19 protein-coding genes and 1 tRNA gene are annotated in these 13,189 nt (G+C 62.2%); 12 read left to right on the forward strand and 8 right to left on the reverse strand.

The window, feature by feature from the left end:
* Window positions 1-53 precede the first annotated feature (53 nt).
* Together efp and accB are read left to right on the forward strand one after the other, a co-directional pair.
* Window positions 54-617, forward strand: coding sequence for an elongation factor P (gene efp / locus DXY35_RS05135; RefSeq protein ID WP_011363074.1), 564 nt, complete (start codon window positions 54-56; stop codon window positions 615-617).
* Window positions 614-1,090, forward strand: a complete 477-nt coding sequence (accB, locus tag DXY35_RS05140; protein ID WP_114988838.1) for an acetyl-CoA carboxylase biotin carboxyl carrier protein — start codon at window positions 614-616, stop codon at window positions 1,088-1,090. Before efp ends, accB begins: the two co-directional genes overlap by 4 nt.
* 1 nt (window position 1,091) lies before the next feature.
* Here the strand turns inward: accB and pdxA are convergent, their stop codons facing one another.
* Window positions 1,092-2,108, reverse strand: coding sequence for a 4-hydroxythreonine-4-phosphate dehydrogenase PdxA (pdxA, locus tag DXY35_RS05145; RefSeq protein WP_115081402.1), 1,017 nt, complete (start codon window positions 2,106-2,108; stop codon window positions 1,092-1,094).
* Between pdxA and DXY35_RS05150 the strand changes: the two genes are divergently transcribed.
* Window positions 2,089-2,298 carry a hypothetical protein gene (locus tag DXY35_RS05150; protein ID WP_244272923.1) on the forward strand — a complete coding sequence of 70 codons (210 nt, stop codon included), beginning with the start codon at window positions 2,089-2,091 and terminating at the stop codon, window positions 2,296-2,298. The two genes, pdxA and DXY35_RS05150, sit on opposite strands and share 20 nt — an antisense overlap.
* Here DXY35_RS05150 and DXY35_RS05155 read toward each other — a convergent pair.
* Complete coding sequence (locus DXY35_RS05155) at window positions 2,252-3,205, reverse strand: SDR family oxidoreductase (RefSeq protein WP_115081403.1); 954 nt, start codon at window positions 3,203-3,205, stop codon at window positions 2,252-2,254. The two genes, DXY35_RS05150 and DXY35_RS05155, sit on opposite strands and share 47 nt — an antisense overlap.
* Before the next feature lie 74 nt (window positions 3,206-3,279).
* Between DXY35_RS05155 and DXY35_RS13180 the strand changes: the two genes are divergently transcribed.
* The gene (locus DXY35_RS13180; protein WP_256359513.1) at window positions 3,280-3,405 is read left to right on the forward strand and encodes a hypothetical protein; all 126 of its coding nucleotides are present in this window, start codon (window positions 3,280-3,282) and stop codon (window positions 3,403-3,405) included.
* 3 nt (window positions 3,406-3,408) lie between these two features.
* Here DXY35_RS13180 and DXY35_RS05165 read toward each other — a convergent pair whose 3' ends face one another.
* On the reverse strand, window positions 3,409-3,804 hold the full coding sequence (locus DXY35_RS05165) for an HNH endonuclease (protein WP_115081405.1): 396 nt from the start codon (window positions 3,802-3,804) through the stop codon (window positions 3,409-3,411).
* A 215-nt stretch (window positions 3,805-4,019) separates the two neighbouring features.
* On the opposite strand from DXY35_RS05165, the gene DXY35_RS05170 reads away from it, so the two are divergent.
* Entirely contained in the window at window positions 4,020-5,570 is a 1,551-nt protein-coding gene (locus tag DXY35_RS05170) for a DEAD/DEAH box helicase (protein WP_244272972.1), read from the forward strand.
* Here the strand turns inward: DXY35_RS05170 and DXY35_RS05175 are convergent.
* The 3 genes from DXY35_RS05175 to DXY35_RS05185 are packed head-to-tail and all read right to left on the reverse strand — an operon-like array spanning window position 5,525 to window position 6,881.
* The gene (locus tag DXY35_RS05175) at window positions 5,525-5,884 is read right to left on the reverse strand and encodes a hypothetical protein (protein WP_244272925.1); all 360 of its coding nucleotides are present in this window, start codon (window positions 5,882-5,884) and stop codon (window positions 5,525-5,527) included. The two genes, DXY35_RS05170 and DXY35_RS05175, sit on opposite strands and share 46 nt — an antisense overlap.
* 22 nt (window positions 5,885-5,906) lie before the next feature.
* Window positions 5,907-6,317, reverse strand: a complete 411-nt coding sequence (locus tag DXY35_RS05180) for a DUF6554 family protein (RefSeq protein WP_115081406.1) — start codon at window positions 6,315-6,317, stop codon at window positions 5,907-5,909.
* A gap of 33 nt (window positions 6,318-6,350) precedes the next feature.
* Window positions 6,351-6,881 (reverse strand): AbrB family transcriptional regulator, encoded by a 531-nt coding sequence (locus tag DXY35_RS05185; protein WP_256359514.1) that lies wholly within the window; start codon window positions 6,879-6,881, stop codon window positions 6,351-6,353.
* Between the two features lie 65 nt (window positions 6,882-6,946).
* Here DXY35_RS05185 and DXY35_RS05190 point away from each other — a divergent pair, with 65 nt between their 5' ends.
* The 3 genes from DXY35_RS05190 to DXY35_RS05200 all read left to right on the forward strand — a co-directional run bounded on the left by DXY35_RS05190 (window position 6,947) and on the right by DXY35_RS05200 (window position 7,856).
* Entirely contained in the window at window positions 6,947-7,270 is a 324-nt protein-coding gene (locus DXY35_RS05190) for a chemotaxis protein (protein ID WP_115081407.1), read from the forward strand.
* A gap of 38 nt (window positions 7,271-7,308) precedes the next feature.
* Complete coding sequence (locus DXY35_RS12640) at window positions 7,309-7,527, forward strand: hypothetical protein (RefSeq protein ID WP_038551887.1); 219 nt, start codon at window positions 7,309-7,311, stop codon at window positions 7,525-7,527.
* Window positions 7,528-7,634: 107 nt separating this feature from the next.
* Window positions 7,635-7,856: a hypothetical protein gene (locus DXY35_RS05200; RefSeq protein WP_115081408.1), complete on the forward strand. Its 222-nt coding sequence runs from the start codon at window positions 7,635-7,637 to the stop codon at window positions 7,854-7,856.
* A 21-nt stretch (window positions 7,857-7,877) separates the two neighbouring features.
* Here DXY35_RS05200 and DXY35_RS05205 read toward each other — a convergent pair.
* Both DXY35_RS05205 and DXY35_RS05210 read right to left on the reverse strand, forming a co-directional pair.
* Window positions 7,878-7,949, reverse strand: a tRNA-Gly gene (locus DXY35_RS05205).
* Between the two features lie 32 nt (window positions 7,950-7,981).
* A complete protein-coding gene (locus tag DXY35_RS05210; RefSeq protein WP_115081409.1) occupies window positions 7,982-9,130 on the reverse strand; it encodes an alanine--glyoxylate aminotransferase family protein in 1,149 nt (382 codons plus the stop codon).
* Window positions 9,131-9,168: 38 nt separating this feature from the next.
* Between DXY35_RS05210 and cbiD the strand changes: the two genes are divergently transcribed.
* Genes cbiD through DXY35_RS05230 form a run of 4 tightly spaced genes read left to right on the forward strand, consistent with a single transcriptional unit; the run spans window position 9,169 to window position 13,186 of the window.
* Window positions 9,169-10,275, forward strand: coding sequence for a cobalt-precorrin-5B (C(1))-methyltransferase CbiD (gene cbiD / locus DXY35_RS05215; RefSeq protein WP_115081410.1), 1,107 nt, complete (start codon window positions 9,169-9,171; stop codon window positions 10,273-10,275).
* Window positions 10,276-10,307: 32 nt separating this feature from the next.
* Window positions 10,308-11,894: a glutamine-hydrolyzing GMP synthase gene (gene guaA, locus DXY35_RS05220; RefSeq protein ID WP_115081411.1), complete on the forward strand. Its 1,587-nt coding sequence runs from the start codon at window positions 10,308-10,310 to the stop codon at window positions 11,892-11,894.
* Window positions 11,894-12,517 carry a sulfotransferase gene (locus DXY35_RS05225; protein ID WP_115081412.1) on the forward strand — a complete coding sequence of 208 codons (624 nt, stop codon included), beginning with the start codon at window positions 11,894-11,896 and terminating at the stop codon, window positions 12,515-12,517. The genes guaA and DXY35_RS05225 overlap by 1 nt, the downstream gene beginning before the upstream one ends.
* A gap of 57 nt (window positions 12,518-12,574) precedes the next feature.
* Window positions 12,575-13,186 (forward strand): hypothetical protein, encoded by a 612-nt coding sequence (locus DXY35_RS05230; protein WP_115081413.1) that lies wholly within the window; start codon window positions 12,575-12,577, stop codon window positions 13,184-13,186.
* Window positions 13,187-13,189: the final 3 nt, after the last annotated feature.

The following is a 13,189-nucleotide window of genomic DNA, read 5'->3' on the forward strand; positions in this document are numbered from 1 at the left end:
GTGCTGACGGGACTTTGGCACAGCCGTATAGTCCGATGAACCGTTCGGTGGGAATGATCTCCAGTAACGACTTCCGCACCGGCACCACGATTGAGATCGATGGGGCCGTCTGGCGTGTTGTCGAGTTCTTGCACGTCAAGCCCGGCAAGGGATCTGCCTTCGTGCGCACCAAGCTCAAGGCGGTGAAGTCCGGCAACGTGGTGGAGAAGACCTTCCGCGCCGGGGAAATGCTTCCCCAGGCGATGTTGGAGAAATCCTCGCTTCAGCACACCTACATGGAAGGTGAGGACTATGTCTTCATGGACATGGCCACCTACGAGGAGACCCGCCTCAGCGCCGACCAGATCGGCGAGAGCCGCAAATACCTCAAAGAGGGCATGGAGGTGAACGTGGTGTCCTGGAACGACACCCCCCTCGAGGTTGAACTGCCCAACTCCGTGGTTCTGGAGATCAAAGAAACCGACCCTGGCGTCAAAGGCGACACCGCCACCGGTGGCACCAAGCCCGCCATTCTTGAGACCGGGGCACAAGTGATGGTTCCGCTCTTCCTTTCTGTGGGAGAAAAGATCAAAGTGGACACCCGCAACGACAGTTACCTCGGGCGCGAAAACGGATGACCATGCAGCTGGATCACGAACAACTGCACCGCTTGCTGGAAGCGCTCGGCGAGAGCGACATCCAGGAGTTCCGGTTGGAAGGGGACGACTTCCGTCTGGAAATCCGTCGCAACTTGCCGGCCCAGGCCGTCATGGCCCCGGTCATGCCTGCTCCCGTTGCTGCTGCACCAGCGCCCGTTGCGCCTGCTGAGCCTGCAGCTGCACCTCCTGCATCCACCGCAACCCGCAGTGACCTGCTTGAGGTCACGGCTCCCATGGTGGGCACCTTCTATCGCGCTCCCGCTCCGGGCGAACCTGCCTTTGTTGAGGTGGGCAGCCGCATCAATGTCGGCCAGACCGTCTGCATCCTTGAGGCGATGAAGCTGATGAACGAGCTTGAGTCTGAGGTTGGCGGTGAAGTGGTGGAGATCCTGGTCGACAACGGCACGCCCGTTGAATTCGGTCAGGTGCTGATGCGGGTCAAGCCGGCCTGAGTCAGCTCAGGTCCCAGGCGGCCTGAATGGCCGCCGACGTGCTCTCAGGGCTGGCGATCCCTTGGCCTGCAATGTCGAAAGCGGTGCCGTGGTCGGGGGAGGTGCGTAGGAACGGCAGTTCCAAGGTGGTGTTTACCGCTGCGTCGAAGGCCAGCAGCTTCACGGGAATGAGCCCCTGGTCGTGATACAGGGCCAGGATCCCGTCAGGACCAGGCTGGTTTGGTGACTGCCAAGCGCGAGCAGCGCTGATCCAGCAGGTGTCAGGAGGAACGGGACCCTCCAGCTGCACCTGAGGATGGTCCTTCCGCCATTGATCCAGCAGCGGCAGCATCCATTCGGCTTCTTCGTGGCCCAGTTGACCGGCTTCACCGGCATGGGGATTCAGACCGGCAATGCGCAGATGGGGTGTGCTCGTGAAGCGACGACAGAACCCATCCAGCACGTTCAGTTTGTGCTGCACCAGGTCTGGGCTCAGCGCCTTAGGGACCTGGCTGAGGGGGATGTGGGTGGTGGCCAGCAAGGTGTTCAGGCGCCAGCCGCTGGTGGGAGAGACGGCGGTGAACAGCATTGAGGAGCGCTGGCGTCCAGCCAACTCAGCCAGCCGTTCGGTCTGCCCGGGATAGCGATGGCCGGCCGCATGCCAGAGGTGTTTGGCGATGGGCGCGGTGACCAGGGCGCGGGACCCCCGTTCCTGCAGCAGTTCGACGGCGCGGGTCAGCCAGCGAAACCCTGCATCAGCTCCGCTGGTGGTGGGCTGTCCTGGCTGAACGCTGGCCTCCAGCGGTTGGTCGTCGATCCTGAGGGCTGCGGGGTTGGCAAGGGGATGGCTCGTTTGCCGCTGCAGTCGCGCGTGGGTGCTGATCAGCGTGCGTCGGCAACCCACCAGCAGGGGTTGGAGCTCTGGGGGGAGCGTGGGTGAGGCGAGAGCTTTGAGCACCACTTCCATGCCGATGCCCGCGGGATCGCCGAGAGCGATCACCAGCTCATGCCTAGGGTTCGTGGAATCGTGGGGGCCCATCGCTGTGCTGCGTTTGCTGCTGCTGGGGTGTCTGTTGGTGGGATTGGCCGCTGGCCTGAGCAATGGCTGGATCGAACTGCATCTCTCCCGTTTCCTTGAGGATGTGCGGCTATCCCTGCCTGAGGAAGGCGAGGGTTTCGATTTCAACCGTTGGCTGATTGAGGGGGAGAACCCAGGTCAGACGGATTGAGTTTGTCCTGGTTCAGGCAATCCTGCAGCCCAATGCGGTAGTTCGGATGCAGCAATGCATAACCGAGCTCATGGCAGAGCTTGTGGTTGCTGACGCGGCGGTTCTCGCTCCAGAACGACTGCGCCATCGAACTCATGCTGTCCACGATCTGGTCGAACGGCTCCAGCGGCGGCAGGGCACAACCCAACAGGTCTGCCGCATGCCGCATCAGTTCGGCGGTGGGAGCCGGGAGGTCGTCCACCACATTCACGATGCTTTCATTGCCCGGGCTTGCTGGAGCGTCCTGCTCGGCGCGATGCATCAGGTGCCAGCAGGCCCCTGCGATGTCTTCCACATGGATGCGGCAGAACACTTGGCCAGGCTTGTCGATCAAGCGGGCCCGCCCTTGCTGCAAGCCGTTGAGCACCGACCGGCCTGGGCCATAAATGCCTGGCAGACGCAGAATCTGGATCGGCAGCCCTGAGCGCAACCAAGCTTGTTCGCAGTTGAGGCGGCGCATGCTGCGGTCCAGCGCTGGCGCCGGGTCGTCCTGTTCCGACACCCAACCGCCCTTACGATCGCCGTAAACCCCTGTGGTGGAGAGATAGCCCGCCCAGCGCAGCGGCAGGCTTCTGAGTGTTGGCAGCAGCTTTAACAAGACCGGATCGTTGCCTTCGCGATCCGGAGGGATGGTGGACAGCAGATGGGTCACGCCCTCCAGGGCAGCAGGGTCGAGCTGGTCCTGACCGTTGCTGTCGAACAGCAGATCCGCCTCGGCAGAGTCGAGGGAACGACGGGTGCAGAGCACCGGTGTTTCCAGGGCTCGGGCCAGCCCGGCCAGACAACGTCCGCTGTATCCGCCGCCCAGCACCAGAAGCTTGGCGTCAGCCGCCAGCGTGTGCGACCGCTTGACAAGATCGGCAAGCATCAGTACACCTGTATTAGATCAAATGTACTGTCGTGACGTCGTCGTCTCTCCATCGTTCCCGCTCCGGGCCTATCGTGCTCCGGGCCATCCTGACGGCTGCCCTGCTCGCCGGTGCTGTGGTGCTGGCCCCTGAAGACCCAGGCGTTCAGGCCTCCATCTGCCAGCGTCATCACTCCTCGGATGTCTGCCGGGTTTGGTGAGCCTCAGGCGGCCTGAGCTGCGATTGAGATGTCGTCCGGCTCGTTGATGGGGTGATCCGGTTGGGCCCACTGCAGCAGACGGACGGCGAGGCGCAGGTCGCCATCCATCCAGGCCCGGATCGCCATAGCGCGGCGTGGGTCATAGAAGCGCTGTCGCCGGTACCAGTCGAAAACGTCGGCGTCGGATTTGCGGCCATTGCAAGACAAGCAGGCCGGCACGCAGTTTTCAGTAACGCTTGAACCTCCTTTGGCCTGGGGGTGAATGTGATCAATTGATTCGGAAGGTTTGCCGCAATAAATGCAACTTTTACCGGTAAAAGTGTGAAGAGACTGTCGCCATCTTCGAACGCGCAATTTGGGACAGAGTTCGTCGAGAAAAACCGCGTCCCTGCTATGCATCCGAATGCATCGGTTGAGGGAATTCTGCCTTGAACTAAAAGCCCGTCAATGTGTCGAGCGCTGCATTTTCGATAATTTTTCAGCCTGTGATGTGAATCTTGATCTCAATGCTTGCGCGCTGATCTGGGTTCACTAAAGTGATTGTTTGTGGGGGCCTGTTGGTGCCGCCAAAACCCACATTGACCTGTTGCCTGGACCTCTCTCCAGCGGGACTGATTCGGGTGGTCAGCCCGTTTGATGCGGTGACCCAGTCCCAATTACGTCGGATCAAGCCCCGCGGGCGTTGGAACGGCGCTGGCCAGGGGTGGGATTTCCCCTTGGCTGCAGCCGATGCGCTTCAGCAGGCCCTGGGGCGTCGTTTTCCTGTCACCTCCGCACTCCAGCAGTGGCTCGACTGGTGTCAGCAGCCGCTGCCGCCGCTGCCACCGCATAGGACCCTTGTTGCTGCAGCGGATCTCGACGAAGTCCTGCAGGATGGTCGTCGGCCTCTGCGCCATCAACGCTCCGGGGTCCGCTGGCTCCTGGCTCGTCGCGGTGCCGTTCTGGCCGATGAGATGGGGCTGGGGAAGACCCTTACAGCTCTGTTGGCGGCTCGTGCTCTGATGCGCTGCGCTGAGCTGCGGTTGCTGGTGGTGGCTCCCGTTGGCCTGCATCCCCACTGGCGCCGGGAATCAGAGGCTCTCGGGGTTGAGCTTGAGTTGGCGAGCTGGGCTCGGCTTCCCGACACCCTGCCACCAGCGGGAACGCTCCTGGTGGTGGATGAAGCGCACTACGCCCAGTCGCTTCAGGCGCAGCGCACGGCCGCTTTGCTGCGTCTGGCCCGTCATCCCCGTCTGCGGGCGATCTGGATGCTCACGGGAACCCCGATGAAGAACGGTCGCCCGTCCCAGCTGTATCCCCTGCTGGCGGCGATGGATCATCCGATTGCTCGGGATCAACGCCAGTTCGAAGAGCGGTATTGCCAGGGGCACTGGCGGGAGGGTCGAACCGGTAAACGCTGGCAGGCGTCCGGCGCCAGCCAGCTGGAGGAGCTGCGGCGCTTGACTCGACCGTTGATCCTGCATCGCCGCAAGCAGCAGGTGGTAGACCTTCCTCCCAAGCAGCGGCGGCTTCACCCCGTGGAGCTGTCGGAGGCTGAGCTCACAGGTTTCGACCATCGTCTCGAGCTGGTGCTGGATGACTACCGGCGTCGGGTTCAGCTCGGAGAGGTGCGACGGGATGCCGAGCACTTGGCTCTGCTCACCTCCATGCGCCAGATCGCTGCGGAATTCAAATTGCCGGCGGCCCGGCAGTTGGTGGAGTCACTGCGCCGGCAAGGCGAGGCTGTGGTTCTGTTCAGTGGCTTTGTGGCTCCATTGCAGCTGTTGCAGCAAACTCTTGGCGGCGAGTTGTTAACCGGTCGCCAGCTCCCTGCTGAACGCCAGGAGAGTGTGGATCGGTTTCAGCAGGGTCAGAACGATTGTCTGTTGGCCACCTTCGGCACCGGTGCCCTTGGTTTCACCCTGCACCGGGCCCGTCATGTGGTGTTGCTGGAACGCCCTTGGACGCCAGGCGATCTCGACCAAGCCGAAGACCGCTGTCATCGTCTGGGAATGGGAGATGGCCTGACCTGCCATTGGCTGCAACTCGGCGCAGCCGACCAGCTGGTGGATGGTTTGTTGGCGAGCAAGGCGGAACGGATCGAGGTGTTGCTGGGGCCCCGGCGCTTGTCGCTGCAACGTCAATCACTCCCCGCCATGGTGCGGGATTGTTTGCAGCTGCTCTGACGCACCTGGAGTTCGTGCTGCAACATCGGGTCGACCGGCTGGCTTGACCGCTTCAGCAACGACACTGCCGTTGCGACGTCGTCGCAGGCTTTGGCTTGATCGCCAAGCAGGGTCAAGACAAGGGCGCGGTCGCGATGCAGATCGGCCTGATCCGGTGCCTGCTCGATGGCCTCATCACAGCGTTTGACCATCAGCTCAAGGTCATCCATGCGGAACCCGCTGAGGCAACTGGAGACGAGCGGCGTCGGTGTGTTGGCAGACGTCGCGGGTTGCTTGCTCTGGCAGCCAGCCACCAACACGGCAGCCAGAAGCATCAGCCCCAGAAGCCCTGAGGGCTCAGTAGCTGTAGCGCGTGGTGTCGTCGCTGCTCTCGATGCTGCTTTCGGAGTCGGATGAGGAGTTTGCAAGGGCGGCAGCGGTGGCTGGTTGAGTGTTTCCGCCGAACAGATCACCAAGGAACTGGCCACAGTCGGGGAAATTGCCGGGGTCCTGGACGACGGCTTCCGTAATCATCACCGAGGCATGCTCCGGGGATGTTTTGAACACGCCGCTGCGCTGCCGCTTGATCACGGCGTAGGCGGCATTCCAGCTCACCTCGTGGTCGTTGCCGCTGGACCGCATGAAGCAATAGATCTTGGCCCCCTTCTCTTCGGTGGCTTCGGCCGCTTGCAGGGGGGAGGTCATGGTGCTGAGAGCGCCGATCAGGGCCGCGGCGGAGAGAACCAGCGATGACCTGATGGGACCCATGACGTCAGTTATGGAATGGTCCCAAGGTATCGATCAGCTTCCAGCTGTCGAGGGGACGATCAGCCGCACCACCAACGGCAGCACCAGCAGCACGGTGATCAGCCGCACGGCATGGAGGGCGGCCACCGCGGCACCGACGCCGAATTCGGCACCGACCAGGCTCATGCCACTGATGCCACCCGGGGCAGCGCCAAGCAAGGCCACAACGGGATCAATGCCGAGCAAGCGGCTGGTCCAGAGGCCGACGACCAGTCCTGTCAGCACCAGCGCCAGGGTGATCAGAACCGCTGGTTTCCAGAGAAGTTGCAGTTGCTCCAAGGACGCTCGCGTTAGGCCAGTTCCGATCACGGTGCCGATGCCGATTTCCAGAACCGTGCGCGTTCCCGCTGGCCATGTGGCTGGTTCCAGCTGGCCGCTCATGCTGACGATGCCAGCACCCAGCAAGGCTCCCGCCAGAGGTGCGGCGGGAATGCCGCTGAACAGAGCCAGCAGTCCGATGGCGGTTCCAGCCAGCAGGTACAGCGCCAGAGTTGCCAAGGAAGGCATCGGTCTCGATCGCGTCATGTCAGCTTGATCTTGAGACAGCGGCGCTCCTGTGTTGTCATCAGCGGAACCATCAGCTTTCGGTGATGACGTCCTCCGTGTCCTTTCGGATCACCCGCACAGCGGAAGATCTCGCTCAAACCATCACGGCTCTGTCGCAGCGCTTGGTGAAACTGGAACAGCGTCAGGAAGCGCTCGAGCTCCAAATGCGCCATCAGCAGCAGAATCTGAATGCTGTTCCAGACGAAGAGATCTCCACTCTCGAGGGCGTAGAAGCTCTGCTGCGGGAAACGCGGGAGCTGCTGGAGAGCACAGCTCCGATGCCAGAGCCTGAAATGGCTGAGGAGTCCTCCCAGAACCATGCCTGGGGTCAGGAGGCCGAAACAGAAGCGGGCCGCGACGTCGCGTAGGGGTGGCGTGCGGTGCCAAAATAAAAAGAAAGGCAACTATGGCGACCACCATCCCTGCCTCCAATGCTTGTGCCTCTCGCACCTTGCATGGCATGACCATCTGGACCCGGTCAGGTTTCCTTGAAGGTGGTCATCAGCTCGAGAAGCTGGAATTCGCGCTTGCCCTCGCTGAAGCCAAAGGTGATCAGCGCCGTTGCTCGCAGCTGCGTGACCGAATTGCCGATCTGGGGGGCAATGCAGAGGAACCGGGTACCTGACTAAATCCAAGTGATCGACGGGGTTGATCGGCAATCGGGTGGATCGCGTGTGGGATGGTCTAAATATCAATTAGAGCTACTCTTTTGTAGACAAGAGAATTCGAACGGTGACCCTGACGCTCACGAAATCAAAACAATCAGAGGCGGCTGCTCAACAACGTCAGGACCATGAATCAGCAGCTCAGGCTTTGTTTATCAAGGCCCGCCACTGTGCAGAAGATGGCCGCATCAATGAAGCAGGCTCGTTGATTTTGCAGGCCCTGGGACACGAACGCCGTGCTGGATCTGCCGGGCCTCAGGTTCTCCAGCTCATCAAGCCTCGTTCTTGATGAGTATTTGAAATGTGTTCAAGCGGGTGACCGGACTCGAACCGGCGACGTTCAGCTTGGGAAGCTGACATTCTACCACTGAATTACACCCGCAAAGGGGCGAGATCGCTCTCGCCACCTGTGTTTTAGCTAAGAGCAGCGGAGGCTGCAGCAACCCCTGCTCCCATGCTGCCTTTGTGCAGACCAAGGGACTGAAGGGTGGATTCGATCGCAGCGACGGCGGTCAGAACATCCCGGTCGCAGACGTAGCCGAGATGGCCGATGCGGAACACCTGACCTTTCAGGTGGTCTTGTCCGCCAGCCAGAAGAATGTCGAACTTCTCCTTCACGGCTTTGCGCAACTGTTCGGCATCGATGCCTTCAGGGGCCACTGCGGTGATGGCCGGGCTGCCGCAACCCTCGGCAGCAAACAGGGGCAGACCTATTGCCTTCATGCCTGCCTGGGCGGCGGCGCGATGGCGGGCGTGGCGGGCAAAAATCGCCTCCAGGCCTTCCCTCTGCATCATGTCCAGAGCAGCCTCCAGCCCGAAATAGAGGTTCACGGCCGGGGTGAAGGGGTTGCTGTCCTTCGCCGCTGTTTTCCGGTAAGGGCCCAGATCCAGATAGAACTTGGGCAGATCGGAGCGTTCATAGGCCTCCCAGGCCCGTGCACTCATGGCCACAAAACTCAGGCCCGGTGGAAGCATGTAGCCCTTCTGAGCGCCTGATGCCACCACATCCAGTCCCCACTCATCCATCGGGACGTTGGTGGCGCCAAGGCTGGTGACGCAGTCCGCCAGGGTCAAGGCCGTGCCGTGGGCCTTCACGTGACGGGCAATGCTCTCCAGGTCATTGATCACCCCTGTCGAGGTTTCCGAGTGGGTGAGGATCACGGCCTTGATCGCTTTAGCGCTGTCGGCTTCCAACGCTGAGCGGAAGGCCTCTGGATCGAGGGGTTGGCCCCACTCCGCCTTGATCACCTCAACATCGAGTCCGTAGGCGCGGGCCACCTTGACCCAGCGTTCGCCGAACTTGCCGTTGTCACCGCACAGCACCTTGTCGCCGCGGCTGAGGGTGTTGATGATCCCCGCTTCCATGGCGGCGGTTCCGCTGCCGGTGATCACCAGCACGTCGCTTGTCGTCTGGTGCAGCCACTTGAGCTGTTCGGTGGTGCGCCGCACGATGGCCTGGAACTCCCCGCTGCGGTGGCCGATGGGGTGACGACCCATGGCCTTCAGCACCGTTTCCGGCACCGGGGTGGGGCCCGGAATCATCAGGGTGAGCTTGTCCTGCATGGCGCGGGGGATGCCAATCGGCGACTCTAGAAAACAGCTTGTCCAGTTCCATCGCCCCCTCCAGTTCTGGATTGACCCTGCCGGTGTGGGTGGCGGCGGCGGCCAAGGCGGCCCTGCAGGTGTTGCTTGGTGAGCCGTTTGAGCCTGAGCAGCAGTTGAGTCAGGGCTCAGATCAACCGTCTCTGCAGGTGCCGGTCTGCTCAGCGGCTCCTCTGGCCCCAGGAGAGGCCCTGGGCATCAGCCGTTGTGATCCAGGGCCTGGCCTTGATCTGACGCGGGATCTTGAGGTCTGGGTGCGGGTGGCCTGGATCGCTGCATCCCAGCCGGTGCTCGAGCTGCAGGCCGGAGAAGGGGTGGGTCGTTTTGGCGCTGAGGGGGACGTTTGCCTCTCCGGTTTTGCCCGTGGGCTGTTGGAGCGGAATTTGTTGCCCCTGCTGCCGCCGGGTCGGGGCTTGCTGGTGCAGCCGATTCTTCCGAGGGGCCGCGTCCTGGCCGAACGCACCAGCAATGCCGCTTTCGGTGTTGTTGATGGTCTGGCCTTGATCGGTACCCAGGCGGAGGTGCAGCGCAGCGCCGCACCGGATCAACTGCAGCAGGTGTTGGCAGACCTGAGGGCGCTCGCTGCGGATGCGGCGTTTCAGGGACGCCTCGTTCTGGTGATCGGTGAGAACGGCTTGGATCTGGCCCGCCAGCAGGGTCTGGAGCCCGTGCTGAAGGTGGGGAACTGGGTGGGGCCCGTGCTGGTGGCGGCGGCCGAGGCCGGTGTTCGCGATCTGCTGCTGCTCGGTTACCACGGCAAATTGATCAAGCTGGCCGGCGGCATCTTTCACACCCATCACCACCTGGCCGATGGCCGTCTGGAGGTGCTTGTGGCCCTGGGCCTTGATGCCGGTCTGTCAGTGGCCCAGTTGCTGCAACTGCGGGGTGCTGCATCCGTTGAGGATGCTTTTCAGGCACTGGAGGCCGATCAAGCCACGACCCTCGGGCAGCATCTGGCCGCGATCGTGGAGCGGCGCAGCCAGTCCTATGTGGATCGCTACGGCGCCTGGTCGATGCGGATTGGTGCTGCCCTGTTCGACCGAAGCCGCACCCTGCGCTGGTGGGGACCGGAGGGGGAGAAGCGCTTCTTTACATTGAGGGATTGACGCTCGTCCGCGAGCGATACCTCCCAGGATCGATGTCCCAGCCCTCGTCCGACGGTCAGCGTCAGCCGGCCATCGTCATCCTTGATTTCGGCTCCCAGTATTCGGAGCTGATCGCCCGGCGCGTGCGCGAGACCGAGGTCTTCTCGGTGGTGCTCGGTTACAGCACGTCGGCCGAGGAGCTGCGACGCATGGCTCCGAAGGGAATCATCCTCAGCGGTGGCCCAAGTTCCGTGTATGCCGAACATGCGCCGCTCTGCGATCCCGGCATCTGGGATCTGGGCATTCCCGTGCTGGGGGTTTGCTACGGGATGCAGCTGATGGTGCAGCAGCTCGGGGGCGTTGTGGAAGCCGCCACGGGCAAGGCCGAGTACGGCAAGGCGCCCCTGGAAGTGGACGACCCCACGGACCTGCTCACCAATGTCGACAACGGTTCGACGATGTGGATGAGCCATGGCGACTCAGTGAAGGCTCTGCCCGATGGGTTTGTGCGCCTGGCCCACACCGCCAACACGCCGGAGGCGGCGGTGGCGCACCTGCAACGCAAGCTCTACGGGGTGCAATTCCACCCCGAGGTGGTGCATTCCACCTGCGGCATGGCTCTGATTCGCAATTTCGTGTATCACGTTTGCGGTTGTGATCCGGATTGGACCACCGCGGCCTTCATTGATGAGGCCGTTGGCCTGGTGCGGGAGCAGGTGGGCGACAAGCGCGTCCTGTTGGCTCTCTCCGGTGGGGTGGATTCATCCACCCTTGCCTTCCTGCTCAAAAAGGCGATTGGTGATCAGCTCACCTGCATGTTCATCGACCAGGGCTTCATGCGGAAGGGTGAGCCCGAGTTTCTCATGGACTTCTTCGATCGGAAGTTCAACATCCATGTGGAGTACATCAATGCCCGCCAGCGGTTCATCGGCAAGCTGAAGGGCATCACCGATCCGGAGGAAAAGCGCAAGATCATCGGCACCGAGTTCATCCGTGTGTTCGAAGAGGAGAGCAAGCGGCTAGGACCCTTCGATTACCTGGCCCAGGGCACGCTCTATCCCGACGTGATCGAAAGCGCCGGCACCAACGTGGACCCCAAGACGGGCGAGCGGGTTGCCGTGAAGATCAAGAGCCACCACAACGTGGGCGGACTTCCCAAAGACCTGCAGTTCAAGCTGGTGGAGCCCCTGCGCAAGCTGTTCAAGGATGAAGTGCGCAAGGTGGGCCGCAGCCTCGGCCTGCCCGAGGAGATCGTGCGCCGTCATCCCTTCCCGGGGCCTGGTCTGGCCATCCGCATCTTGGGTGAAGTCACGGACGAGAAGCTGGACTGCCTGCGTGATGCCGACCTGATCGTTCGCCAGGAAATCAAGGAAGCAGGGCTGTATCACGACATCTGGCAGGCCTTTGCCGTGCTGCTGCCCGTGCGTTCGGTTGGGGTGATGGGGGACAAACGCACCTATGCCTGGCCGATCGTGCTGCGTTGTGTGTCCAGTGAGGACGGCATGACCGCCGATTGGTCCCGTCTTCCCTTCGACCTGATGGAGACCATCTCCAATCGGATCGTGAATGAGGTGAAGGGGGTGAACCGGGTGGTGCTCGATATCACCAGCAAGCCCCCCGGCACGATCGAGTGGGAGTGATGGCATGGGATTGGTTGCGGCCCAAACCGGGCCGCATTTTTTTGATTGGCCACAACAAGTGCGGCACGCGGTCGTTCCACAAGCTATTGCGCAAGAACGGCTATAGCTCGATCCACTACGACAAGGGGCGCTTGGCCCGTCGGATTCAGGCCAACTTCACCTTCTCCAAGCCGCTGCTGGATGGTGTGGATGGCTATTGCGGCTACACGGACATGGAGCTCTGTGGTGAGTTCTACGCCTACCGGCTGTTTCCTTTGTTGGACCTGCAGTACCCAGGCTCCTGCTTCGTCTACAACACGCGCGACGTGAGCCGCTGGGTGGACTCACGCATGAACCACCGCAAGGGCAAGTACGCCCGCGCCTATCTGGATCGGATGCGTCGGGCCTATGACGATCCTTCGTTGACCTTGGAGGACCTGCGCCAGCACTGGCAGGAGGCCTGGCAGCGCCATGACCTTGATCTGAAGCGCTATTTCGCCGGACGTAGCAATTTCTTTGAGTTCGACATCAGCGTGCCCTCGGAGCAGGCCGCGCTCTGCCGTTTTCTCAGGCGTCGCGGCTACCGAATCCGCGGCAAGGTGTTGCCCCATGCCGGCGCACGTTCTGCGCAGGCCGCAGACTGAATCACGGCTGGCGACGGCCCTGCATCACCGATACCTTGGGCCACCGGCCTTTGGGATATGACGGCGACACAACAGCAGGATGTTCAGCTGCAGCGACGGCTGCAGCAGGACAGCATTCAGCTGGGTGGCCGCACGATCTATCTGAACCCTTTCCTCTATTGGCGGCGGTTCGACAGCAATACCGATCGCTGGCTGCGGGAGCCCGGTCAGCTGACGGAGGATCAGATCACGGCCAACCGCAGCCGTTTTTACCCCGAACTCGACTGGGGCCAGCTGGATGATCACGCCACCGCCGTTCACGATGGCGCTGTGGAGATGTTCCTCAAGAGCCTGGAGCTGATCAGCACCTTCCATCCCGAGCTGGGTTCCGGGCAGATGCTCGAGGTGGAACGCAAGATGACGATCACCAAGAAGCGGGCCTTCGAGCGCTGGGTGGACAAGGCGATCCGGCGGCGTCAGCGCGACGAAAGCCGTGAGCACCGCCGCTTTGAGCGCAGCCGCTTCTGGCGTGCCTGGCGAGAGTGGATCCTGCTGGACACCACCCAGAAAGCCCTTGTGCCTGTGGTGATGCTGATGGTGCTGAGTGGGGTGATGGGCTGGTCCCTGGCGGCGGACCGTTCGGCTTGTCCGACATTGGCGCTTCCTTCGGGACAGACTGGGGTTCGTTGATCT

Origin of the sequence: Synechococcus sp. N32 (genome assembly GCF_900473895.1) — a bacterium.
Taxonomy (GTDB): Bacteria; Cyanobacteriota; Cyanobacteriia; order PCC-6307; family Cyanobiaceae; genus Parasynechococcus.